We start from the raw sequence: 22,338 nt of genomic DNA, 5'->3' as shown, positions 1-22,338 counted from the left end.
TGCCGGTTCGAATGTCGTTCGTTGGAACGCCGCCCGTCTTTGTCAGGTCAGATAATCCGGCGTGAAATCCGCGAGCGCGCGGAGCTCGTCGGGTTGCAACAGCTCGATCTCGCTTCCCTCCCAGGCAATCAATCGGCGCCCTCTCAGCTCCTGGATGGTGCGATTGACGTGGACGATCGACAAACCGCAGGCATCGGCGACATGCCGCTGCGTCATCGGTATCTGGAAGCGGCCGTTATTGACGAGGCCCACGACCTCCAGCCTTGCGGCGAGCTCGCAGATCAGATGCGCCACCTTCGGCAGTGCCGCCTGTGCGCCGAGGCGCGCGATCCATTGTCGCGAGATCGCCGCATCGATCAGCGTCTCGCGCCAGAACGCGCGGGTCAGGTGAATGGAGCCGTCGAGCAGCTGCTTGAGTGGGCTGTGTGCGACGTAGCCGACGAGGGAAGGGCCAAGACCGACGAGGTCCGCATCCATCGGCGAGACCAGCAGCGTGTGCAGGCACGGCATGTCGCCGGGAACGTGGAAGGCGAGGATCTGGCTGCGATCGCCGACGATGCGCGCCTGATAGAGGAAGCCGCTGACGACGAAAACGCAGCGAGAGGTATCTTCACCCTGGCGCAGCAGGGTCTCGCCGTCGGAGACCTGGCGCAGCGTGGACGGCAGAGCCGCGATCTGGCGGCGTTCGTCGTCGGAGAGGCCTTCAATCGCCTGGAGATGTCCGATGAACTTGGGGTGCGGCATGGAGAGGAGGAGGTGTTTCAGTCGTCACCCGGCATCGCCGGCTCGAGCAGGCATCGTGAGAGTTTCGCGATGGTCCAATCGGACACGGGAACCGCCTGGAACTCGCGGATGGCGCGCGCAAGCTCCTGATCCGACATCGGCCGCGCCGGCTCCTTCAGCGTGCCTCGCTGGAAGGCAGCGCTGATACTGTCCAGGTGCTCGCCCGACTCCGATGCGAACAGGTGGCGAATGCGCTTCAGGATCGTCGTAGAGCTCATGCGAATGGCGGGCGCAGTCAGCGATCGAGGGACGGTGGGCTGCAACCAAGTAATGTCGCAGACCGGTAGCAACCTGTGCTTCCGACCCGCGTTCTAGTCCGCTGGATACGGGCCAGATGTATCATTTGATCGAACCGGCAGGATTTTTGGCGGGACACATGGAAAAAGCGCATGACGTGCTGATCCGGAACTTGGGCGAGCACACCGCGCTCGCCCAGGAGGATGTCGCCGAAATTCGCGGGCTGACCTTTGTGCAGCGCGAGTTCGCGCCGAACGAGGATTTCATCCGTCAGGGCGACGAACCCGAGCATTCGGCGCTGGTCGTCTCCGGCATGATCGCGCGCTACCATTTGCTCGACAGCGGCCGGCGGCAATACCTCGCGTTCCATCTGTCCGGCGACCTGCCGGACTCCCAGGGCTTGTTCATCGACCAGATGGACCATGGCCTCTGCGCCCTCGGGCCTGCCTCGGTGGCCTTCATCCCGCATCGCGAATTGTTCATTGCCTTCCGGCGACGGCCGACCTTCGCACTGTCGGTTTGGCGCGAGACCCTGCTCGATGCCGCGATCTTTCGCGAGGCCATCACCAACAACAGCGCCCGGCCGATGCACGCGCGCATGGCACACCTGTTCTGCGAGCTGTTCTACCGCGCCCGCGCAGCGCAGCTCGTCCGCGGCAATCGCTGCCGCCTGCCGCTCAGCCTGGCGCAGCTCGGCGAGACCTTGGGTATGGCGATCGCGACGGTGAACCGGACGCTCGCCGACCTCAGGCGGAGCGGGACCATGGACATGCACGACGGCGAGCTCATCGTCATGAAATGGCGCGAATTGCAGCGGCTCGGAGGCTTCAGTCCGACCTATCTGCACTTGAAGCGCCAATCGCCGCCGCATGCGTGAGACCTAAAGCTAACCGTCCGCGGCCGTGCGTCCCATCACCTCGTCAAAGTGCTTCTTCACCCAGTCGTTGCAGGAGCAGGCTCTGGCTTCGAGCGCCGGCGCATCTAGGATCAGGATGGCGCCGCGGCGTGTCGCGAGGATCCGCCTGGCCTTGAACATCTGGATGACGCGGCTGGCATAGCTGCGGGACACGCCGAGCATGCCGGCCAGCTGCTCATGGGTGAGGGGGATCTCGGGGCCGCCGACGTGCTCCTGCGCGGAGATGATCCACTTGGCGGCGCGCTGCTCGATCGAATGCGCGGCATTGCAGGCCGCGGTCTGGAGCAGCTGCGCGAACTGGCAGTCGGCGTAGCGAGAGAAGATTTGCAGAAGCGTGGCCGACCTCTGCTGGGCCTGCTCGAGCACGCGCGGCGGCAGCCGCAGCAGGGTGCCGCCCAGCTTCACGACGATGCGCGAATAGGCCAGCGAGGCGCTGCGGCCGGCGGCAATGCCCACCGCGCCCTCGCGCCCGACCAGCAGGCTTTCGACCTCGCGATCGTCCTCGACCGGCACGGCGAACGACACGAGCGTGGAGCGGCAGGGAAAATGGACCGCCGCCACCTCGTCGCCGGCATGATAAAGGATGTGGCCCGCCTCGAGTTCGACCGGCTGGAGGTGCGGCGCGAGCAGTTCGAAATCCGGGCGGCTGAGCTGCTGGAGAAGATCGTTCTGGGGCCGACCGGTCACATGTCTTGCTCTGGCCGGGAATCGGCACCGGCCAGAACCCTACGTTTCCGTGACGGAGCCGACGGTTCCAAAGTGCACACAAGGCGTTTTTCAGCCGTTGAAAAATGGCCTCCGGCTTGCGGAATTCCAGAAAGTTTTGGCGAGGCATGGGACGAGGCAATGGCGCAGCCGAACCCAGCGGCCTTCAACATTGCGAGCTCTGTGCAGGAGTGCACACAGCAGGGGCGCGGCTCCAGCGTAGCGCGCTCGTCGCGGAGCGCCGCAGCCCGTGCGCTCTGCCCGACGGACCGCCGGCCTATACCTCAACGCCGCCGGGCCGGCGGGCCCGAGGGCGGCCGGGATGTTCATCACCCGAAGTTCGTCACCCGAAGCGTGCTTCGCAATCGTGCGCGGGCCGGCCTTTTTCCGCGTGGGCGCGATAGGCATCGATCGCCCTGTTGGCGAGCATCAGTTGCCGGCGCTCGCCGGTCCTGAGCTGGGCCTCAATGGCGTCGAGCAGGACGTTCGCCGTCTCGTCCGGGGAGCCGAGCTCTCCGCTCTGCTCCAGGAAACTCCAGGCGATGAAGAATGCGTTCTCGACGGTGCAGCGAATGGACATGGCTGCCAACGCGGCGCGGCCGTTGCCGTTCCGCGGGACAGACGAATGCTTTGAATTGGCGCGCGTGCCCGCTACTTCAGCGAGCTGCCGATCGAGGTGAACTTCTTGTTCAGCGTCGCGCCGAGATTGTTGACGACGGCGATGATCGCAAGCGCAATGCCAGCGGCGATCAGGCCGTACTCGATCGCTGTGGCGCCGGACTCGTCGGCGAGGAAGCGGCGGATCGTCTGCATGGTTGCCAGAAATCCAAAAAGAGAGCTGGCGAGGACCGTATTCTGCAGAGAGCGGGTTCCCCAATTTGGAACACGGGTCTGCGTCAGTTTCTAGTTCTTGAGCACGATGCGGCCGACGACCTTGCCGGCGCGAAGCTCGTCGATCCATGTTTGGACGTCGGCCATCGGCTCCTCGCGCATCGGCGTCGGCTTGATCTTGCCGGCGCGGGCGAGCGCCATCAGCTCGTGAGCCTCGGTGAGTGTGCCGACCATGAAGCCCTCGATGGTCATGCGCTTGTAGACCCATTGCACCATCGGCAACGTGAACTGGCCCCCCATCAGGCCGGAGACCACGATCTTGCCGCCGCGCGCGGCGACGGCGACCGCGAAAGCCATGGACTTCTCGTTGCCCGCGAAGTCGACGATCTCGTCGAAGCCGCCATCGGTTTCCTTGAGGATGCGCTTGACCACGTCGGGCTCGGCCGGATCGTAGGCCACCGCCGCGCCGTTCTTCAGCGCGGTTTCGCGCGCGGCACCGCTGAGGTCGGCGACCGTGATCGGCTGCTTGAACATGGCCGCCGCGAAGGAAAGGCCCATCATGCCGACACCGCCGAGGCCGATCAGCAGGAGGTTGCGCTGGCGCGGCCGGTCGACCAGGCGCTTGAGCGCGCCGTAGGCGGTGACGCCGGAGCACATCAGCGTCGCGGCCTGGTTGACGGGCAGGGGATCGTAGTCGAGCAGATATTTCGCGTCGGGCACCAGCACGTGGGTGGCGAAGCCGCCGTCGATGGAGACGCCGAGAAAGCGCTGTCTGGCGCAGAGATTCTCGTCGCCATTGGCGCAGTCGCGACACTGGCCGCAACCGATCCACGGAAACACCGCCTTCTTGCTGCCGACGAGACCGGCGAATACCTCGGGGCCGACTTCGTCGACCACGCCCGCGATCTCGTGGCCGAGCGTGAAGGGCAGCGTCATGCCGCGCGTAGTGTCGAGCTTCTTGCCGCCGCCGAGATCGGCGTAGCCGTCCTGGATGTGCAGATCGGAGTGGCAGAGGCCGCAACGCTCGATCCGCACCAGCACCTCTCGACCTTGCGGCTTCGGCGTCTCGACGATGGTCTCGCACAGCGGCGCATCGAACTTGACGAGGGACTGCCGACGCATCAACGCCATATTTCTTCCTCCGAAATTATCTCTCTGTTTCGCTGCGTATATTGGCCAATTCACGGGCCATGGCAACAAAGCCGGAAATCGGAACGGTCTCCGCGCGCCGCGTCGCATCGACGCCGGCAGCTGCGGCGAGCCGCGCGGGATCGGCGCCGAGCGCCTTCAGGCTTTGCCGCAGCATCTTGCGGCGCTGGCCGAAGGCGGCGGCCGCGACCTGTTCGAGCAGCTTGCGATCGCAGGCGAGAGGCGTTTCGCGCGGGATCAGTCGCACAACGGAAGACGTAACCTTCGGCGGCGGCACGAAGGCGGACGGCGCGATGTCGAACAGGATCTTGGTCTCGCAGCGCCAATTGGCGAGCACGCCGAGTCGGCCGAAGGCCTCTTCGTCCTCGCGCGCCACGATGCGCTCGCCGACCTCGCGCTGGAACATCAGGACCATCATTTCGTACCAGGGCGGCCAGGGTTCGGTGGTGAGCCAGCCGACGAGGAGGTGGGTCGCGATGTTGTAGGGCAGGTTGGCGACGATTTTTGCTCTTTCGCCTGATAGCAGCGGGCGCGGGTCGAAGGTCATGGCGTCGCCATGGACGATCTCGAGTCGGCCGGGATAGCGCGCAGCAATATCCTGCAAGGCAGGGATCGCGCGCTCGTCATGCTCGATGGCGATGACGCGTCTGGCGCCGAGCGCGAGCAGGGCGCGCGTCAGCCCGCCCGGGCCGGGGCCGATCTCGATGATGGTGGAATCCTCGAGTGGAGCCGCCGCACGCGCGATGCGCGCGGTGAGATTGAGGTCGAGGAGGAAGTTCTGGCCGAGCGATTTGCGCGCCGACAAGGCGTGCTGGCGAATGACCTCGCGAAGCGGCGGGAGGTCATCGATCGTGCTCATCGGGTTTTCGCAGCCGCCATCCGGCTCGCAAGCCTCAACGCAGCGATCAGGCTTGCCGGATTGGCCTTGCCGGTGCCGGCGATGTCGAAGGCGGTGCCGTGGTCGGGCGAGGTGCGGATGAAGGGCAGTCCGAGCGTGACGTTGACCGCGTCATCGAAGGCCACAGTCTTGATCGGGATCAGCGCCTGGTCGTGGTACATGCAGACGGCGCAGTCATAGCTGTTTCGCGCGGCTTCGTGGAACATGGTGTCGGCGGGGAGCGGTCCCTTCGCCTCGATACCGTCGCCCCGCAACGTCTTGATCGCCGGCGCGATCACGGTCTGCTCCTCGTGGCCGAGCGAGCCGTCCTCGCCCGCGTGCGGATTGAGGCCGGAAATCGCGATGCGCGGATTCGCGATGCCGAAGCGGGATTTGAGTTCGGTCGCGACGATGCGCACGGTCGAGACGATCAGCTCGCTGGTGAGCTGGGCCAGTGCATCGCGCAAGGAGACGTGGATGGTCACGGGCACTACGGCGAGCCGCGGCGACCACAGCATCATCACCGGCTGCGGCGTGGGGCCGTCTTCCGCGGCGAGTTCTGCGAGGAATTCGGTATGGCCGGGATGGCGGAAGCCGGCACGATAGAGCACGCTCTTGGCAATCGGATTGGTGACAACGGCGCCGGCGCGGCCCTCGCGGACATCCGTGACCGCCTGGCGGATCGAGGCGAGCGCGGCCGGCGCGCTCGATGCGTCGGGCTTGCCGGGCGCGGCGCTCGCGGGCTCGCCGGACGCAACCACGGGCAGGGCCTCGGGGAAGGCGGCCTCGGCCTCGCCGGTGGTCACCGAAGCGATCCTGACGGCAGCGCCGAGCGCCTTGGCGCGGCGGGCGATCAGCGCCTCGTCGCCGAGCAGATAGAAGGCGGGCAGGTCCAGTTCGCGGCGCTTGAGCCAGGCTGCGATGGTGATGTCGGGGCCGATGCCGGCAGGCTCTCCCAGCGTCAGGGCGAGGGGCTTGGCAGGCTGCTTGGCCATCAGCGGTTGCGATACTCGATCATCGCCGCCTTGCGGAGCTCCTCGAGATAGGTCTTCTGGGTCTTCTCGTACTTCTCCTGATACATCTTCTCGCGGACCTCGCGCTTCTTCGGCGTGTCGATCATGGTCGGCTTGCGCGAGCACAGCACCACCATCTCGATGCCTGCCTTGGTCGTCTCGGGCGCGGTCAGGTGGCCGATCGGCGTGTCGTCGAGCACCTTACGCAGCGCCTCGGGTAATTCAGCGGTGGTCTTGGTGACGACGTCGCGGATGGTGGCGTTCGGCGTGGAGCGGAACAGCGAATTGGCTTCTTCGCAGCTTCCGACGCGCGAGCGATACTGCTCGGCTTCCTTATGCCGTGTCTCCAGGAACGCCGGCGACGAGCCCCGTGGCACGATCAGCACGATCGGCTGCATCTTGTATTCGGTGCCCTCGATCTGCAGCTTGTCGCCGGTCTGGGCCTGCACGGCCTGCGCGACGTCCTTCTCGCCGACCAGCAGCTTCTCCTTGAAGCGGCCGCGCACGAGGCTGGTCCAGACCATCTCGGCCTTCATGCGGCTCTTCAGGGTTTCGGGGCGGACGCCCTTGACCTCGAGCGACTTGGTGAGCTGGTCCGGCGAGATGCGCATGCGCTGCGCCATGCCCTCGTAGGACTGGTTGATGTCGGAGACGCCGGGGTCGACACCATATTTCTTGCCTTCCTTCATCTTCACCCGGTCGTCGATCAGCTCGTTGATGACGTCCTGGCGGGCCGGTGTCTTCTGCGTCGTCAGCTGGTCGAGCTTGGAGCGCTGCTCGATGTCGAAGTCGGTGATGGGATCGCCGTTGACCATCAAGACGATGTTCTGCGCACGCAACGGCGCGCCGGCCAGCAGCAGGGCGGCGAGGATGAGGAAGAGGCGGAAGACAGGCAATGGGATCGTCATATTTGTCGCTCGCATGTCAGCCGAGGTGAACCTGCGATCGGGAACACGCGGCCGGCACCTTCAAACCGTTCACTGGAGTCCGCCGCCGGAACTGCTGGTGGTCGCTGTGTTCGCCAGCGTGCGCAGGCCGATCTGGAACATGATCGCGTGGTTCAGCACGGGCGGGGTCGAGCCTGCGGAATAGCTATACGCAGTTACATAGTTCAAGCCGAGCACAAAACAATCGTCGACGTAGCCGGCACCGAGCACATACTGGTTGATCTTGTTGGCCTCAAGGTCCCAGCGCGCCGAGCCCGTGACCACCCAATTGGCCGCGAGCTTGATCGAGCCTGACGTCAGGATGCCCTCGCGGCGGGTTAGATAGCCGAGTTCCGGCTGCGCCGCGTAATTGCCGTACAGCATGCTGACTGACCAGCGGTTGAAGTTGGCGCGGCCTTCCGCCTCGAAGCGCTGCACGTTCCAGGTCTGCTCGTCCATGCGCGAGCGAACGCTGAACGTATAGGTGCTGTTGGGCGAATAGGCGGCGCTCGCCACATAGTCGGAGCGCGGCCTTTGCAGGCCGGAATCCACGCCGGTATTGATGGAGTCCTGGACCGCGAAGGAGTTCATGCCGAACAGCTGGTAGGACTGGCCGAACAGCGTCTTGATGGCTCCGCCCCTGTCGAACTGCGTGGTGGACTGCACGCCGACATTGGCGCGGCCGCCGCCCTCGACACGGTCGTAGCCGGAGAACTTGTCGACGCTGAACAGGTTCGAGGCGTCGAACACCATGCTCTGCGCGTCCTCGTTGGGGAGCTTGCCGGCATAGGTCTCGTTCGGCCGGATGATGATCTGCGCGATCGGCTCGATGGTGGTCGAACCCCAGGGCTGAACGTTGATGAAGGGGTAGCGGTATTCGAGGCCCACGGTCGGCATCAGGCGGAGCGCCTGGGTATCGCCGACGGGCAAATAGTTCGACACGCCCGGCTGGTTGGAGACCGAGGAGTTGATCGCGTCGGCGCGGAGAATGGCGAACGGCGTCCAGATTTCACCGAACGGATCGGTGAAGGACTTGCGCCACTGCGCTTCCGCCGTCAGGCGGGTGTAGGTACCCGGGAAGCCGCGCAGCAGGCACTGCGACGGCGTACGCGCGAGCGGATCGGCCGACACCGTCGTGCACAGGCTGTTGGTGTTGGCGAGCGTCGTGATCGGATCGAACACCGCGGTGTCACGCGACAGGTTCACGAAATTGGTCTTGTAGCTGAACTCGCCGCCGAAGACTGGATAGTTCAGCACGTTCGAGTAGTCGATCACGGGGTAGACGACCGGCACCTGGTTCTGGTTGCCCGAGTAACTCAGCCAGTACATCGTGCGCGCGTCGAAGAAGCTGCGATTGCCGACACCGGTCAGGTAAAGCTGCGAGAGTGCATCCGTCGGCAGATACAGGAACGAGCCCAGCGGATCGCGATATTGCGACAACCGATAGTCCGAGAAGAAATAATAGTCGGACATCAGGACACCGTCCCAACCCCAGACCCATTTGTCGTTCAGCGCGAACTGACCCTTGGTGTCGACGGCGCCGCGGAACTGCTTGTCGCCGGGCTGGCCCGCGAGCGCGCTCCGATCGAGCTGGTCGATGCCGTAGACGCGGATCTGATAGGCGCCGTCCATCAGGCGCTGGCGGAATTCGGCCTGGAACAGCACGCCCTGCCTGGACGTGATGCGCGGGTTGAAGGTGGCGTCCATGTCGGGCGCGATCGCCCAGTAGAACGGAACCTCGACGCCGTAGCCGAACGGCGTATTCGACGTGAAGCCCGGCATCAGGAAGCCGGTCTTGCGCTTCACGGTCGGGTCGGGCGTCGAGAAATAGGGCATATAGGCGATCGGCACGCCGAAGAATTCGAGCTGCGCCGTCTCGAAATACAGCATCTTCTCCTGCTGGTCGTGGATGATGCGCGCACCCTTGACCTGCCAGAGCGGCGGCTTCTTCGGATCGTCCTTGCACGGCGCGCAGGCCGTGTAGACGCCGTTCTCGAACACCGTGTAGTTGCCGCTGGAGCGATCGGAGCGGCTCGCCGCCATGCGGGTCTGGTCGGCCGTATCAACGCGCAGCGAATCGACGAAGCCGTCACGGTAGTCGTCGGACAGGTCCAGGATCTCGGCATAGGTGATCTTGCCGTCGGCATCCGTCATACGGATGTTGCCTTCGGCATGGAGCCGCTTGGTCTTCTGGTCGTAGATGACCTTGTCGGCCTCGACGCTGGTGCCGTTGTAGAACAGCTGGACGTTACCGACCGCGGAGACGCGCGAATTGTTGTAGTCGTAATCGACCTCGGTCGCCTGAACCAGCATCTGGTTGTCGTTGACGGCCTTCGGCGGCTTCGCACGCGGCGGCAGCGGATTGTAGGTGAAGCTCTGGGCGGATGCCGGCGTCACGGCGGCAACGTCCATCACGCCACCGAGCGATGCCACGGCGGCGACAGCAAGCAGGAATCTGCGAATGGACAAGCCACACCCGTTCGCGCGCACCAATGTGCGCCGCGTCAAACGAGACACGGGCCCTCGGTGGACGGCCGTCACTATCCGTCCTCCTGATACAGCAAGGCCAAAAAGCCGGTGAGGCCGCCCACCACCACGGGCAACCACGCCGCAGCGATCGGATGCATCAACTCAGCCTTGCTCAAATCTTCAGTCACTTTCGACAGAACGTAGAGCAGAAAGCCTGCGCCCACGCCACTCAAAACCATCTTCTGCACGCCGCCCATCCGGAAGAAGCGCAACGACACGGAGGCCGCGAGCATCACCATGGCTGCAAGCAAAAACGGCTGTGCCAGAAGCTTCTGATACTGGAGTCGGTATCCGGCTGTCGCGAAGCCCGAGCTTTCGGATGAGCGGATGTAGCTCGGTAGTTGCCAAAAGGACACAGTCTCGGGTGTGGAAAAGCTGTTGCGGACCTGGGCCTCGGTCAGCGTGGTCGGAATCTCCAGGCTGGCCTGATCGACCGGCGGCGAATCCAGCGAGAAGCGGCGGACGCCCTTGAACAGCCAACGGCCGGCCTCGAGCGTCGCCTCGCGCGCCTCGACCCGTTCCTTGAAGTGCTGCTCTGTGTCAAACCGGAACAGCGTGAGTCCGGTGAGCCGGATACCCTGCTGCTCGCTGCGCGCCGCATTGATGATCGTCTCGCCGTCGCTGGTCTTCTGGTTGAGCCAGAAGCCGGAGGCGTCCTGAATGCCGCCGCCGGGCGCCGAGCCGAACAGCTCGGCTTCCATGCGCTTGGACAGCTCGCGCAGATTGGCCGACATCGGATTGTAGGCGACGGTGGCGATCACGCCGATCAGGAGCGCGCTGCCGAGCGCCGGCGAGATGAATTGCCATGCGGAGACGCCGGCGGCGCGCGCGACGACGAGCTCGAGCCGGCGGGAGAGGGCGAGATAGCAGGTCATGGCGCCGATCAGCATGCAGAACGGCGTCAGCTTCTCCAAAAGCTGCGGCACGCGGAACAGCGAGGTCTCGGCCACCATGACTGCGGAGGCGGATGCGAGCCCTGAGGTCTTGCGCACCATCTCGATGTAATCGACCAGCACCAGCAGCAGGAAAATGCCGGCGAACACGCCGAGCGCCGCGACCACGAAACGGCCGGCGAAATAGCGCCCGAGTGTGTTGGTGAGCATGCTCATGCGGTGGCCGGCCGTCCGAACAGCCGCGCGATGCGCGCGTTCGACCTGTTGATGGCCTCCATGAGGCGCGGCGGCGGTTCGACCACAAGGCCGCCAATGATGATCGCCAGCCCGACGCCGATGGCACCAATGACCATGGCATATTGGACCAGCACCGCGCCCGGCGATTTCACCGCCATCACCGAGCAGGCGAAGCCGGCCATGCGCAGGCCGAACACGGCGAGGATCGAGGAGCCGATCGAGAAATTGCGGCTCTGGCGCGTGGTGCGAGGCGCACCCAGAAACGCGAAGGTCAGCACGGCAAAGGCGAAGGGATAGATCGGCGCCAGCAGGCTGTCATGCAGGGCCGAGCGGAACTGGCCGGGAATCTGCTTGTAGACGGGATCGTCCTCGGACGGCGAGAGCAACTCCCAGAGATAACGCTCGCGGATGCCGAGGGTGACGTCGCGGCCCTGGCCCGAGAACTTGGACATGTCGAAGCCGTAGCGGCCGAACGCCACCAGCGCGGGATCGCGCTTGCCGGCCTCGAAGCGTTGGAGATTGCCGGTCTCCAGCACCAGGAACGATCCGGTCTCGTTCTTCACGACTTCGCCGTGCTCGGCGACGATCGAGACCCGCTCGTTCGGATCGCGGCGGTCGTCGATGAAGATGCCGGCGAGGATGCCGCCGGGCTGGCGTTCGCGAATCCGGATCGTCAGGTTCTTGTCGAGCTGGGCGAAGCGGCCGGGCTGCAGGATGTTGGTGAGCACGTCGGCGGTGATCTCGGCGTCCCACTGCTTGATCCGCCGCATGCCGTCGGGAGCGAGATAGGCCGCGATGAAGGCGACCAGCAGCGCCACCACGCAGGTGGCGTAGAAGAACGGATAGAACAGCCGGAATGGCGAGAAGCCGGCGGCATTCATCACGATGATCTCGGAATCGGTCGCGAGCTTGTTCAGCGTATGCGAGATCGCGATCATCAGCGCGATCGGCGAGATAATCAGGACCAGCGCGGGCACGACGAGGCTGGTGATCCCGAGGAAGGTCAGGATGGTCTGACCCTGGCTCGTCATCAGGTCAATGCCGCGCAACGCCTGCGTAATCCAGATCACGCCCGTGAGGCTGACCAGGACCAGCGCAAACGACGCGAGCGTCGTGCGGAAGATATACCTATCGATTGACCCCATGCGCTACCGCACGAATCCCACCAAGTCCCCAATGCCGGCCGGAATTCCGGCTGTCCAACCAATCCCCGCAAGGGGATCCCCAAGGTCGGCCAACCATCTCATCCGCCGGCTTACTCTCTCAGTACCATCCCTTTGATCCGTCAACAAAATGGCTGCCCCGTGGCACCCTCAATATATGGTTAATATTTCCCTCGTTGTGGCCCCTCGGCCACGGGGGGTGCTTGGCATCTGCCGGGCCGGTGGCCCATAGTGCGGGACGCTCAGTGAATCGCCGTTCAGCTCCGGCCCGTGGCCGGGACCGCCGATCGGTAAAAAGCGCAATGTTTTTGAGGAGTTACTCATGTCCGATGCCATTAAGGTCGGCTTCGTTCCATTGTCTGCCGCCGCCCGTGGCATCATGGTCGTGTTCTGCGACGACAGCCTGAAGCTCGGCCCGGCGACCGCCAAGGCGCTCGGCGGGGCCACCGAACTCGTGAAGCGGGCGGCCACCGCCGCCGCTTTCAAGGGCAAAAGCGGCGCGGCGCTCGACATCCTTGCGCCCGAAGGCGTGAAGGCCACCCGCCTGATCGTGATCGGTGCCGGCAAGGCGGCCGGCCTGAAGGCGAACGACTTCCTCAAATTCGGCGGCGTGGCGGCGAGCAAGCTTCCGGCCGGGGCGGCGGCCATGACCATCATGGCGGAGCTTCCAAACGGCGCCATGACCAGCGAGCAGGCGGTCGCGATCGCCTCGGGCCTGCGGCTGCGCACCTACAAGTTCGACCGCTACAAGACCAAGAAGAAGGACGGCGAGGAGGGCGGCACGCGCGCCGACGTCTCGTTTGCGGTCGGCGACGTGGTCGCCGCGAAGAAGGCGTTTACATCGGCGGCTGCGATCGTGGACGGCGTGATCATTGCGCGCGACCTCGTCAACGAGCCGCCGAACGTGCTTTTTCCCGAGGAGTTCGCGCGCCGCGCAGGCCTGCTCCGCAAGCTCGGCGTCAAGATCGAGGTGCTCGACGTCAAGGCGATGGACAAGCTCGGCATGGGCGCGCTGCTCGGCGTCGGCCAGGGCTCCGCGCGGCCGAGCCGCACCGTCATCATGCGTTGGGACGGCGGCAAGAAGGGTGAGGCGCCGGTTGCCTTCGTCGGCAAGGGCGTCTGCTTCGACACCGGCGGCATTTCGATCAAGCCGGCCGGCAGCATGGAGGACATGAAGGGCGACATGGGAGGCGCTGCCTGCGTCGTCGGCCTGATGCATGCGCTCGCGGCCCGCAAAGCCAAGGTCAACGTCGTCGGCGCCATCGGCCTGGTCGAGAACATGCCGGACGGCAACGCGCAGCGCCCGGGCGACATCGTCACCTCGATGTCGGGCCAGACCATCGAGATCATTAACACCGACGCGGAAGGCCGCCTGGTGCTTGCCGATGTGCTCTGGTACGTCGCCAAGAAAACCAAGCCGAAATTCATGGTGGATCTGGCGACGTTGACCGGCGCCATCGTGGTCGCGCTCGGCACCGAGCATGCCGGCATGTTCTCCAACAATGACGAGCTTGCCGAGCGGCTGCTGGCGGCCGGCATCGAGAGCGGCGAGAAGGTCTGGCGCCTGCCGCTTGGCCCCGAATACGACAAGCTGATCGATTCCCAGTTCGCGGACATGAAGAACACCGGCGGCCGCCATGGCGGCTCGATCACCGCGGCGCAGTTCCTCCAGCGCTTCGTGGACGGCACGCCCTGGGCGCATCTCGACATCGCCGGGACCGCCATGGGCACGCCGAAGACCGACATCAATCAGAGCTGGGGAAGCGGTTACGGCGTTCGCTTGCTCGACCGTCTGGTCGCCGACCACTACGAGCGCAAATGACCCGAGATGACTGAAGTCCTGTTCTACCATCTGCAAAACATGACGGTGGAGAACGTGTTGCCGCCGCTTCTCGAGAAATCGCTCGAGCGCGGCTGGCGTGTCGTCGTGCAATCGACTTCGCCGGAGCGCGCCGATGCGCTCGACGCTCATTTGTGGACCTATCGCGACGATTCCTTCCTGCCGCACGCGACATGGCGGGTGAGCGACGCTGCCGATCAGCCGATCGTGCTGGCGGTCGAGGAGGACAATCCGAACGGTGCCAATGTCCGCTTCCTCGTCGACAACGCCGCGCTGCCGCAGGACGCGCAGGCCTATGAGCGCATGGTGCTGCTGTTCGATGGCGACGATCCGGACGCGCTTGCGTTCGCCCGCAGCGCCTGGACGGATTGCAAGGCGCGGGGATTTGATGTCACCTATTGGCAGGCCGACGAGCGGGGCCGGTGGCAGAAGCGGAATTAGCGGTCGCTCGCATTAATGATAATTTGCGCTTTTCGGGTGATGATGGCTTTTGTCACCTTCGTGCCGCAAAGTGGTGTTGGTACAATTGCTTAGGGCCGATCCTTAACTCGGGAATTGAGTTTATCGTGCGACATCAAAAGCTTCCCAGCTCGCTCATAGTTGCGTTGGCGGCCATAGCCCCGCTGGTTGCGGGCTGTTCGGGCGGGACCGATCTGTTGTCCAGGGATGCCCAGTGGTTCAACACGCCCAGCCGCCTGTTCATCAAAAGCATCTCGATTGAGTCGCCGCCGCTGACCCCCGACAAGCCGGTTGGGGCCGAGGATCTGGTCAGCGCCGACGGGGCTTGTGCTGGCATGGCGCCGCCGCCCGGGCCGGCCGATGCGAATGCGTCGACGACCGCGCCGGCTCCCATGGGCGGCACCGTCGCGCTCGGCCACACCGAATGCGACGTGGTGCGCGGCATCGGCGCGCCCTCGAGCGTCAACCTCTCCGGTGATGCCGCCGGCAGGCGCGTTGCGGTCGTGACCTGGACGACCGGTCCGCGCGCTGGCATCTACACCTTCACGGCCGGTCGCCTGTCCTCGATCGAGGGCACGCCGGAGGCGCCGGTCATGCCGAAGGCGACCAAGCCGAAGCCGAAGAAGAAGTCGGCGTAACACGGGTCGACCTTTTGGCCTGAAGCTGGTTGCGGCTGTCGATGCGATCAGCCGCGCACTCCTATCCCCATCATCAAGCGGCTTTGCATTCCTTGATCGCGGTGGCCGAGGCGCGAACCGTGATCTCTCCGTTCGCGCTCGCCGGCGATCTTGTTCGCGAGTTTCGACATCGCGGATGCCGCCCTTCGCCCAATACGCCTTCATTGCCTCGAGCCGCTTTCCTCTGCGCGCGTTGAAAATCACGGGGTCGTTACGCGTGATCCGTGATCAGGCGGTTCGTGATGAGCGAGCCTTCGCATCCGCTTTCGAAAACTGCCCCGAAGCAAAACTGGAGGAAATCTCCAGAATAATCACGCGCGTCTCAAGCAACGGTTCAAGAATGTCATGTGCGCGAATGCTACGCACCGAGGGGAGGGGCTAGGTCGGAAGGATCATTTGGATGTCCATTACCTCTGTGTTTTCCCCGGTTACGGGGCAACTCACCATTTTCGGCGACAGCGCGAATAACGGCCTCGTGATAAGTCGCGACAAGTCCGGCCGCATCCTGGTTGATAACGGGCACGTGAAAACGGTTGGTGGCGAACCCACGGTCGACAACACCACCGCGATCGACATCTTCGGTCAAGGCGGTGACGACACGATCACCGTCGACGAATGCCACGGACCGATGCCGGCGGTGCACATCTTCGGCGGCGACGGCAATGACAGGATCACGGGCGGCTCGGGAGCCGACCTGCTGTTTGGTCAGGCCGGCAACGATTTGATCAAGGGCGGCGGCAACGATCTGCTGTTCGGCGGAGCGGGTAACGACGTCCTGGACGGCGGCAGCGGCGACAACCAGCTGTTCGGCGAGGCCGGCGACGACGTCATGATCTGGAATCCCGGCGGCGGCACCAACCTTTTCGAAGGTGGTGAGGGCAACGATACGGCTCAGGTCAACGGAAACAACGCCGCCGAGACGTTCACAATCACGGCGAACGGCACCCGCGTGCGGCTCGACGGGACGGGCGCGGCGCCGTTTTCGCTCGACATCGGCACGACTGAAAATCTCGTCTTGCACAGCGGCGGCGGCGACGATGTCATCACCGCGGGCAATGGGCTCGGCAGCCTGATCTCGCTGACGCTCGATGGCGGCGCCGGCAACGACCGGATCATCGGCGGCGACGGCAACGACCTCATCATCGGCGGCAGCGGCGACGACATCGTCAATGGCGGACGCGGCAACGACGTCGCCCAGCTCGGGAGTGGCGACGACACTTTCATCTGGAATCCCGGTGACGGCAGCGACACGGTCGAGGGCGGCTCGGGCAGCGACAAGCTGCTTTTCAATGGCGCTAACATCAACGAGACCATCAACATCTCGGCCAATGGCGGCCGGGTGCGCTTCACCCGCGATGTCGCCAACATCACGATGGATCTCAACAGCGTCGAGCAGATCGAATTCGATGCGCGTGGCGGCGCCGACAACATCACCGTCGGCGACCTCACCCGGACCGGCGTCAAGCAGGTGCTGGTTGATCTCGGAGCCGTTCCGGGAGGGACGCAAGGCGACGGCGCTGCTGATACGGTGACCGTCAACGGCAGCAACGGCAATCAGCACATCGAGGTCACAGCCGCGGGCACAACGGTCACGGTCACGGGGCTGCCGGAGGTCGTGACGATCGCAAATGCAGAGGCCGGCAACGACCGGCTGGTCGTGCAGGCGCTCGGCGGCAACGACGTGATCGATGCATCCACGCTCGGCGCGGCGATCGGGCTGACCATCGACGGCGGTGCGGGCAACGACACCATCACCGGCAGCCAGGGAGCCGACACCCTGATCAGCGGCGACGGCAACGACAAGGTCATCGGCGGCCGCGGCAATGACGTCGCGCTTCTCGGCGCAGGCGACGACATCTTCACGTGGAATCCCGGTGACGGCAGCGACACTGTCGAAGGCGGCACGGGAACCGATACGCTGGTGTTCAACGGCGCCAATGTGGCCGAGACCATGTCGATCTCGGCGAACGGAAGCCGTGCGCTACTCACCCGTGACGTCGGTGCTATCGTCATGGACCTCGCCGGCGTCGAGCACGTGCAGATCGCGGCGGCAGGCGGCGCCGACAACATCACCGTCAACGATCTGACCGGGACAGGAATCACGCAGGTTGCCATCGACCTCAGTGCCGGCCCCGGCAGCCAGAGCGGCGATGCCGCGGCGGACCGCGTGACCGCGAACGGCACGACCGGTGACGACAACATATCGGTCGTGACCGCCGGCGGATCGATCGTGGTCAACGGCCTCGCTGCGCAGGTGACGATTGCGCATGCGGACGCCGGTGATGTGCTCGGCATCAACGGCGGCCAAGGCAATGATGTCATCGATGCGTCTTCCATCAAGGCGGGACAGTTGTTCAGCCTCAACATCAATGGCGGCGACGGCAACGACACCATCACAGGCAGTGCCGGCAATGACATTGTGAACGGCGGACGCGGCAACGATTTCGCCAATCTCGGTGCGGGCGACGACACCTTCGTCTGGAACCCCGGCGACGGCAGCGATACCGTCGAAGGCGGGAAGGGCACCGACACTCTGGCATTCAACGGCGCCAATATCAGCGAGAACATCAACATCTCGGCCAATGGCGGCCGGGTGCTGTTCACGCGAGATGTTGCCGCCATTGCGGTGGACCTGAACGGGGTCGAACATGTCGACTTCAATGCTCTCGGCGGTGCCGACAACATTACGGTCGGTGACCTCTCCGGCACCGGCGTCAGCCAGGTCGACCTCGATCTCGGCGCCAATGACGGCGCCGCGGATACCGTGACCATCAACGCAACCGGCGGCAACGACGTCATCACGGTGACCGAGCACGACGGCATCATCACGGTGTCGGGGCTTGGCCAGGACATCAACATTACCGACGCCGGCGCGGGCGACAGGATCGTCATCAACGGTCTCGATGGCGACGACGTCATCACGGCCTCCGGTCTGCACGGCGGCATCCAGCTCGTTGCCAATGGCGGCAACGGCGACGACGTGCTGATCGGCAGCCCCGGCAACGACACGCTGGCAGGTGGTGCCGGTGATGACGTGCTGATCGGCGGCGGGGGCCTCGACGTCCTCGACGGCGGCACCGGCAACAACGTCGTCATCCAGGGCGGTGCGTTCGCGGCCGCGATGCTGCTCAACCAGGCCATGGCGGCCAGCTTCGTCCCGGCAGGTGAGGGGAACGGCGAGATGCCGCTGCCCGATCCGCACGCGACGCAGAGCCAGGTGCTCGCACCGCCGCAGCACGCCTGACAGTAAGGCCTGATGGGAAGAGCCTCACTAGCGCTCCGACGGAGGTGCGTTCCCTCCCCCCCTTGCGGGGGAGGGTTAGGGAGAGGGGTAGCCCAGGAAAAGGTGCCGATGGTTGAAGATGCAGTGTTAGCGGCCGAACGTCGGAAAGAATCCCCGTGGGGCACCGCCCTCCCGGTCCCTCCTCCACAAGGGGGGAGGGACCGGATAGAGCGCGGCTGCTGGCCAAGCTCGATTCGACTTCACGCCATTGCGTTCTCGCTGAATCGGCCCGGAGAACGCGCATGATGACGAATGCGGTCTCCACCGACACGGGGCTCGATGCGTTGCTCACGCTGCTGCATCTGCAGGGTGTTGCGGCCGATCGCGAGCAGCTCAGGCACCGGCTGGGCGCGGCAAGCTTCGGCGTAGCGGATATCGTCCGCTGCGCCAGGTCTCTCGGACTTAAAGCGCGAACCTATCGAACGCAGTGGAGCCGGCTGTCGGACACCCCGCTGCCTGCGATCGCAATGCTGCGGGACGGCGGCTTCATGGTCATCGCAAAGGCCTCCGCCGACAAGGTGCTGGTGCAGTCCCCGGAGGCACAGCGCCCGGTGCTGATGGATCGCGACGAGCTGAGCGCGATCTGGGACGGCGGCTTGATCCTGATGGTCCGGCGCGCCGGCCTGTCCGACCTCGGGCGGCACTTCGATATCACCTGGTTCATCGGCGCGATCGGCAAATACCGGCGGCTGCTGGGCGAGGTGCTGGCGGCTTCGTTCTTCCTCCAGCTTTTTGCGCTGGTCTCGCCGCTGTTCTTCCAGGTCGTCATCGACAAGGTGCTGGTGCACCGCTCACTGTCCACGCTCGACGTTCTCGTCATCGGCCTCGTCGTCGTCTCCCTGTTCGACACCGTGCTTGGGATCCTACGCAATTACTTGTTCGCGCACACGACCAACCGCATCGATGTCGAGCTCGGGGCACGGCTGTTCCATCATCTGCTGGCGCTGCCGATGGCCTGGTTTCAGGCCAGGCGCGTCGGAGATTCCGTGGCCCGGGTCCGCGAGCTCGAGAACATCCGCAATTTCATCACCAGCTCGTCACTGACGCTTCTCATCGACCTGGTCTTCACCTCGGTGTTCCTGGCCGTGATGTTCGCCTATTCGGCGCAGATGAGCTTCATCGTGCTGGCATCGTTCCCGTTCTACATCGCGATCTCGGCCGTGGCGACGCCGCTGTTTCGCCGCAGGCTGGACGAGAAATTCCGCCGCGGCGCGGAGAACCAGGCCTTCCTGGTCGAGAGCGTCAGCGGCATCGAAACGCTGAAGGCGATGGCGGTCGAGCCGCAGATGCAGCGCCGCTGGGAAGAGCAGCTCGCCGGCTATGTCTCCGCGAGCTTCGGTGTCACCAGCCTCGGCAACACGGCAAGCCAGCTCGTGCAGCTCGTCAGCAAGGTCGTCACTGCCGCCATTCTCTATGTCGGCGCCAGGCTGGTGATCGGTGACGCATTGACGGTCGGCGAGCTCGTGGCCTTCAACATCTTCGCGGGGCGGGTGTCGGCCCCGGTGCTGCGGCTCGCGCAAGTCTGGCAGGATTTTCATCAGGCGCGGCTGTCGATCGCGCGGCTCGGCGACATCCTCAACAGCGCGGCGGAGCCGGCTTACTCCGCCGCCCGCGCGGGGCTGCCGCCGATCCGGGGCAACATCCGCTTCGAGCACGTGTCTTTCCGCTACCGGCCCGATGGGCCGGAGATCCTGCACGATGTCTCGTTCGATATTCCAGCCGGACAAACCGTCGGCATCGTCGGATCGTCCGGCTCGGGCAAAAGCACCTTCGCCAAGCTGGTGCAGCGGCTCTACGTTCCGCAAGGCGGCCGCGTGCTGGTCGACGGAATGGATCTGATGACGACCGACCCGGCCGGGCTCCGTCGGCAGATCGGAATCGTGCTCCAGGACAACATGCTGTTCAATCGGTCGGTGCGCGACAACGTCGCCCTGGCCGATCCGAGCCTGCCGGTGGACCGCATCATCGATGCGGCGAAGCTGGCGGGCGCGCATGACTTCATTCTGGAGCTCCCCGAGGGCTACGATACGGTGGTCGGCGAGCGCGGCTCGACGCTCTCGGGCGGGCAGCGCCAGCGCATTGCGATTGCCCGCGCACTGGTGGGCAATCCCCGGATCCTGATCCTCGACGAAGCCACCAGCGCGCTCGACTATGAAAGCGAGCGGATCATCCATGACAACATGAAGGAGATCGCGAAAGGCCGTACCGTCCTGATCATCGCGCACCGTCTGTCCACCGTCCGCGGCGCCGATCGCATCTTCACCCTGGAACGCGGCCGTCTGGTCGAGGACGGCACGCATGATGCGCTGATCAAGACCGGCGGCCGCTACGCCGCCCTGCATCGTCTCCAGGGAGGCATTTATGAGGTCGGCTAGCACTGTGCCGGCGGCTCGGCCGGAGCAGACCGTGATCCCGTTCCGGAATGGAAAGGGCCGGCGCGCCGAGGAAGTCGCCTTCCTGCCGGCGGCGCTGGAAATCACGGAGACACCGCCATCGCCGATCGGCCGCGCCATCGCCCTGGCCCTGATGCTGCTTGTCTGCGCGGCGCTGGCCTGGTCGGCCTGGGGCACGATCGACATCGTGGCCTCCGCAACCGGCAAGGTCGTGTCGAGCGGGCGAAGCAAGGTTGTCCAGCCGTTCGAGACCGGCGTAGTGCGCGCCATTCACGTGCAGGACGGGCAATCGGTCAAATCGGGCGACCTGCTGATCGAGCTCGATCCGACGGTGAACGCCGCAGAGCGCGATCGTCTGCACGACGATCTCATGGCCGAACGGCTCAACGTCGCGCGCCTCCGCGCCGCATTGGCGGGCGGCGAAGGGGTATCCGCTGATCTCGTCGTACCAGAGGATGCCGATCCCATGCTGGTTGCGACGCAACGGCAGCTCCTCGCCAATCAGGTCAGCGAGAACAGGGCCAAGCTCGCGGCGCTGGCACGTCAGGAAGCGCAGAAGGAGGCCGAACATCAGACGATTGCGGCGACGATTCACAAGCTTGATGCGTTGCTGCCGATCACCCAGCAGCGTGTCGAGATCCGCAAGACGCTGATGGAGAAGGAGATCGGCTCGAAGCTGACCTACTATGAGACCCTCCAGCTCCAGATCGAGCAGCAGGAGGAGCTTCGCGTCCAGAGCAGCCGCTTGAAGGAGGCCGAGGCGGCCGTCGCCGCGATCCGGGAGACCCGCATCCAGGCCCTGGCCGAGTACAGGAAGAGTCTCTCCGACGAGCTGGCTAAGAGCGAACAGAAAGCCAATGGCGTCGCACGCGATCTGATCAAGGCGCAGCAGAGGACGAGGCTTCAGCAACTGACGTCGCCGGTCGACGGCGTCGTGCAGCAGCTTGCGGTCCACACCGTGGGCGGCGTGGTCACGCCCGCGCAGTCGCTGCTGGTAATCGTGCCGACCGATACGCGGCTCGAGATCGAGGCGATGATCTCCAATCGCGATATCGGATTTGTCGAGGCCGGGCAGGGTGCTGCCATCAAAATCGACACTTTCAATTTCACCCGCTACGGGCTTCTCGCAGGCCAGGTCGTGAGCGTCTCGCAGGACGCCATCATCCGCGACCGGCCGCAGGAGCGCGGGAGCGACCGTCCGCTCGCGACACAACGCGACAGCAGCGAGCCCAGCGGGCAGGAGTTGAGCTACAGCGCCCGCATCTCGCTAGATCGCACCCAGATGCAGGTGGACGACCGCCTCGTCAGCCTGTCGCCGGGAATGGCGGTGACCGTCGAGATCAGGACCGGTTCGCGCACCATCCTGAGCTACCTGCTATCGCCGCTGCAGCGCTACCGGCACGAGATCATGCGCGAGCGCTAGTTCC

The 22,338-nt window shown here is 64.9% G+C and carries 19 protein-coding genes; 7 read left to right on the top strand and 12 right to left on the bottom strand.

Going from position 1 to position 22,338, the window contains the following annotated elements; all coding sequences use genetic code 11:
• Positions 1–42 precede the first annotated feature (42 nt).
• Positions 43–744: a Crp/Fnr family transcriptional regulator gene (locus AC0L3B_RS10040; RefSeq protein WP_085395984.1), complete on the bottom strand. Its 702-nt coding sequence runs from the start codon at positions 742–744 to the stop codon at positions 43–45.
• Positions 745–761: 17 nt separating this feature from the next.
• On the bottom strand, positions 762–1,001 hold the full coding sequence (locus AC0L3B_RS10035) for a hypothetical protein (RefSeq protein WP_018459104.1): 240 nt from the start codon (positions 999–1,001) through the stop codon (positions 762–764).
• A 158-nt stretch (positions 1,002–1,159) separates the two neighbouring features.
• On the opposite strand from AC0L3B_RS10035, the gene AC0L3B_RS10030 reads away from it, so the two are divergent.
• Positions 1,160–1,897, top strand: a complete 738-nt coding sequence (locus tag AC0L3B_RS10030; RefSeq protein ID WP_018459103.1) for a Crp/Fnr family transcriptional regulator — start codon at positions 1,160–1,162, stop codon at positions 1,895–1,897.
• Between the two features lie 9 nt (positions 1,898–1,906).
• Here the strand turns inward: AC0L3B_RS10030 and AC0L3B_RS10025 are convergent, their stop codons facing one another.
• The 10 genes from AC0L3B_RS10025 to lptF form a co-directional block, all read right to left on the bottom strand.
• The gene (locus AC0L3B_RS10025; RefSeq protein WP_018459102.1) at positions 1,907–2,623 is read right to left on the bottom strand and encodes a Crp/Fnr family transcriptional regulator; all 717 of its coding nucleotides are present in this window, start codon (positions 2,621–2,623) and stop codon (positions 1,907–1,909) included.
• Positions 2,624–2,984: 361 nt separating this feature from the next.
• Complete coding sequence (locus AC0L3B_RS10020) at positions 2,985–3,221, bottom strand: hypothetical protein (protein ID WP_018459101.1); 237 nt, start codon at positions 3,219–3,221, stop codon at positions 2,985–2,987.
• A gap of 71 nt (positions 3,222–3,292) precedes the next feature.
• A complete protein-coding gene (locus tag AC0L3B_RS10015; protein ID WP_018459100.1) occupies positions 3,293–3,454 on the bottom strand; it encodes a Flp family type IVb pilin in 162 nt (53 codons plus the stop codon).
• Between the two features lie 90 nt (positions 3,455–3,544).
• The gene (locus AC0L3B_RS10010; RefSeq protein WP_018459099.1) at positions 3,545–4,603 is read right to left on the bottom strand and encodes an alcohol dehydrogenase; all 1,059 of its coding nucleotides are present in this window, start codon (positions 4,601–4,603) and stop codon (positions 3,545–3,547) included.
• Between the two features lie 16 nt (positions 4,604–4,619).
• Entirely contained in the window at positions 4,620–5,480 is an 861-nt protein-coding gene (gene rsmA, locus AC0L3B_RS10005; protein ID WP_018459098.1) for a 16S rRNA (adenine(1518)-N(6)/adenine(1519)-N(6))-dimethyltransferase RsmA, read from the bottom strand.
• Positions 5,477–6,493 carry a 4-hydroxythreonine-4-phosphate dehydrogenase PdxA gene (pdxA, locus tag AC0L3B_RS10000; protein WP_085352922.1) on the bottom strand — a complete coding sequence of 339 codons (1,017 nt, stop codon included), beginning with the start codon at positions 6,491–6,493 and terminating at the stop codon, positions 5,477–5,479. Before pdxA ends, rsmA begins: the two co-directional genes overlap by 4 nt.
• Positions 6,493–7,419: a peptidylprolyl isomerase family protein gene (locus AC0L3B_RS09995; RefSeq protein ID WP_026233734.1), complete on the bottom strand. Its 927-nt coding sequence runs from the start codon at positions 7,417–7,419 to the stop codon at positions 6,493–6,495. The genes pdxA and AC0L3B_RS09995 overlap by 1 nt, the downstream gene beginning before the upstream one ends.
• Positions 7,420–7,488: 69 nt before the next feature.
• A complete protein-coding gene (locus tag AC0L3B_RS09990; RefSeq protein ID WP_026233733.1) occupies positions 7,489–9,978 on the bottom strand; it encodes an LPS-assembly protein LptD in 2,490 nt (829 codons plus the stop codon).
• Complete coding sequence (lptG, locus tag AC0L3B_RS09985) at positions 9,978–11,075, bottom strand: LPS export ABC transporter permease LptG (protein WP_018459094.1); 1,098 nt, start codon at positions 11,073–11,075, stop codon at positions 9,978–9,980. The genes AC0L3B_RS09990 and lptG overlap by 1 nt, the downstream gene beginning before the upstream one ends.
• Positions 11,072–12,241, bottom strand: a complete 1,170-nt coding sequence (gene lptF, locus AC0L3B_RS09980) for an LPS export ABC transporter permease LptF (RefSeq protein WP_018459093.1) — start codon at positions 12,239–12,241, stop codon at positions 11,072–11,074. The genes lptG and lptF overlap by 4 nt, the downstream gene beginning before the upstream one ends.
• Positions 12,242–12,581: 340 nt before the next feature.
• Between lptF and AC0L3B_RS09975 the strand changes: the two genes are divergently transcribed.
• From AC0L3B_RS09975 to AC0L3B_RS09950, 6 genes are all read left to right on the top strand, one after another.
• Positions 12,582–14,081: a leucyl aminopeptidase gene (locus AC0L3B_RS09975; protein ID WP_473380347.1), complete on the top strand. Its 1,500-nt coding sequence runs from the start codon at positions 12,582–12,584 to the stop codon at positions 14,079–14,081.
• A 6-nt stretch (positions 14,082–14,087) separates the two neighbouring features.
• Complete coding sequence (locus tag AC0L3B_RS09970; RefSeq protein WP_473380346.1) at positions 14,088–14,540, top strand: DNA polymerase III subunit chi; 453 nt, start codon at positions 14,088–14,090, stop codon at positions 14,538–14,540.
• A gap of 164 nt (positions 14,541–14,704) precedes the next feature.
• Positions 14,705–15,196: a hypothetical protein gene (locus AC0L3B_RS09965; RefSeq protein WP_473380345.1), complete on the top strand. Its 492-nt coding sequence runs from the start codon at positions 14,705–14,707 to the stop codon at positions 15,194–15,196.
• Positions 15,197–15,635: 439 nt separating this feature from the next.
• Positions 15,636–18,479: a beta strand repeat-containing protein gene (locus AC0L3B_RS09960; protein ID WP_473380344.1), complete on the top strand. Its 2,844-nt coding sequence runs from the start codon at positions 15,636–15,638 to the stop codon at positions 18,477–18,479.
• Positions 18,480–18,760: 281 nt separating this feature from the next.
• Positions 18,761–20,893, top strand: a complete 2,133-nt coding sequence (locus tag AC0L3B_RS09955; RefSeq protein WP_473380343.1) for a type I secretion system permease/ATPase — start codon at positions 18,761–18,763, stop codon at positions 20,891–20,893.
• Positions 20,880–22,334, top strand: a complete 1,455-nt coding sequence (locus tag AC0L3B_RS09950; protein ID WP_026233732.1) for an HlyD family type I secretion periplasmic adaptor subunit — start codon at positions 20,880–20,882, stop codon at positions 22,332–22,334. Before AC0L3B_RS09955 ends, AC0L3B_RS09950 begins: the two co-directional genes overlap by 14 nt.
• Positions 22,335–22,338: the final 4 nt, after the last annotated feature.

This window comes from Bradyrhizobium sp. Kon56 (assembly GCF_055807635.1).
The sequence above is the reverse complement of the archived record's forward strand: the minus strand, read 5'-3'. Positions and strand labels throughout refer to the sequence as shown.

Excerpts from the sequence above, each read along its gene's own strand:
- AC0L3B_RS09960 (WP_473380344.1), top strand. The coding sequence starts at position 15,636 with ATGTCCATTACCTCTGTGTTTTCCCCGGTTACGGGGCAACTCACCATT.
- AC0L3B_RS09950 (WP_026233732.1), top strand. The coding sequence starts at position 20,880 with ATGAGGTCGGCTAGCACTGTGCCGGCGGCTCGGCCGGAGCAGACCGTG.
- lptG (WP_018459094.1), bottom strand. The coding sequence starts at position 11,075 with ATGAGCATGCTCACCAACACACTCGGGCGCTATTTCGCCGGCCGTTTC.
- AC0L3B_RS10035 (WP_018459104.1), bottom strand. The coding sequence starts at position 1,001 with ATGAGCTCTACGACGATCCTGAAGCGCATTCGCCACCTGTTCGCATCG.
- AC0L3B_RS09995 (WP_026233734.1), bottom strand. The coding sequence starts at position 7,419 with ATGACGATCCCATTGCCTGTCTTCCGCCTCTTCCTCATCCTCGCCGCC.
- AC0L3B_RS09955 (WP_473380343.1), top strand. The coding sequence starts at position 18,761 with ATGATGACGAATGCGGTCTCCACCGACACGGGGCTCGATGCGTTGCTC.
- lptF (WP_018459093.1), bottom strand. The coding sequence starts at position 12,241 with ATGGGGTCAATCGATAGGTATATCTTCCGCACGACGCTCGCGTCGTTT.
- rsmA (WP_018459098.1), bottom strand. The coding sequence starts at position 5,480 with ATGAGCACGATCGATGACCTCCCGCCGCTTCGCGAGGTCATTCGCCAG.
- AC0L3B_RS10040 (WP_085395984.1), bottom strand. The coding sequence starts at position 744 with ATGCCGCACCCCAAGTTCATCGGACATCTCCAGGCGATTGAAGGCCTC.
- AC0L3B_RS10030 (WP_018459103.1), top strand. The coding sequence starts at position 1,160 with ATGGAAAAAGCGCATGACGTGCTGATCCGGAACTTGGGCGAGCACACC.
- AC0L3B_RS10010 (WP_018459099.1), bottom strand. The coding sequence starts at position 4,603 with ATGGCGTTGATGCGTCGGCAGTCCCTCGTCAAGTTCGATGCGCCGCTG.
- AC0L3B_RS09970 (WP_473380346.1), top strand. The coding sequence starts at position 14,088 with ATGACTGAAGTCCTGTTCTACCATCTGCAAAACATGACGGTGGAGAAC.
- pdxA (WP_085352922.1), bottom strand. The coding sequence starts at position 6,493 with ATGGCCAAGCAGCCTGCCAAGCCCCTCGCCCTGACGCTGGGAGAGCCT.
- AC0L3B_RS10020 (WP_018459101.1), bottom strand. The coding sequence starts at position 3,221 with ATGTCCATTCGCTGCACCGTCGAGAACGCATTCTTCATCGCCTGGAGT.
- AC0L3B_RS10015 (WP_018459100.1), bottom strand. The coding sequence starts at position 3,454 with ATGCAGACGATCCGCCGCTTCCTCGCCGACGAGTCCGGCGCCACAGCG.
- AC0L3B_RS09975 (WP_473380347.1), top strand. The coding sequence starts at position 12,582 with ATGTCCGATGCCATTAAGGTCGGCTTCGTTCCATTGTCTGCCGCCGCC.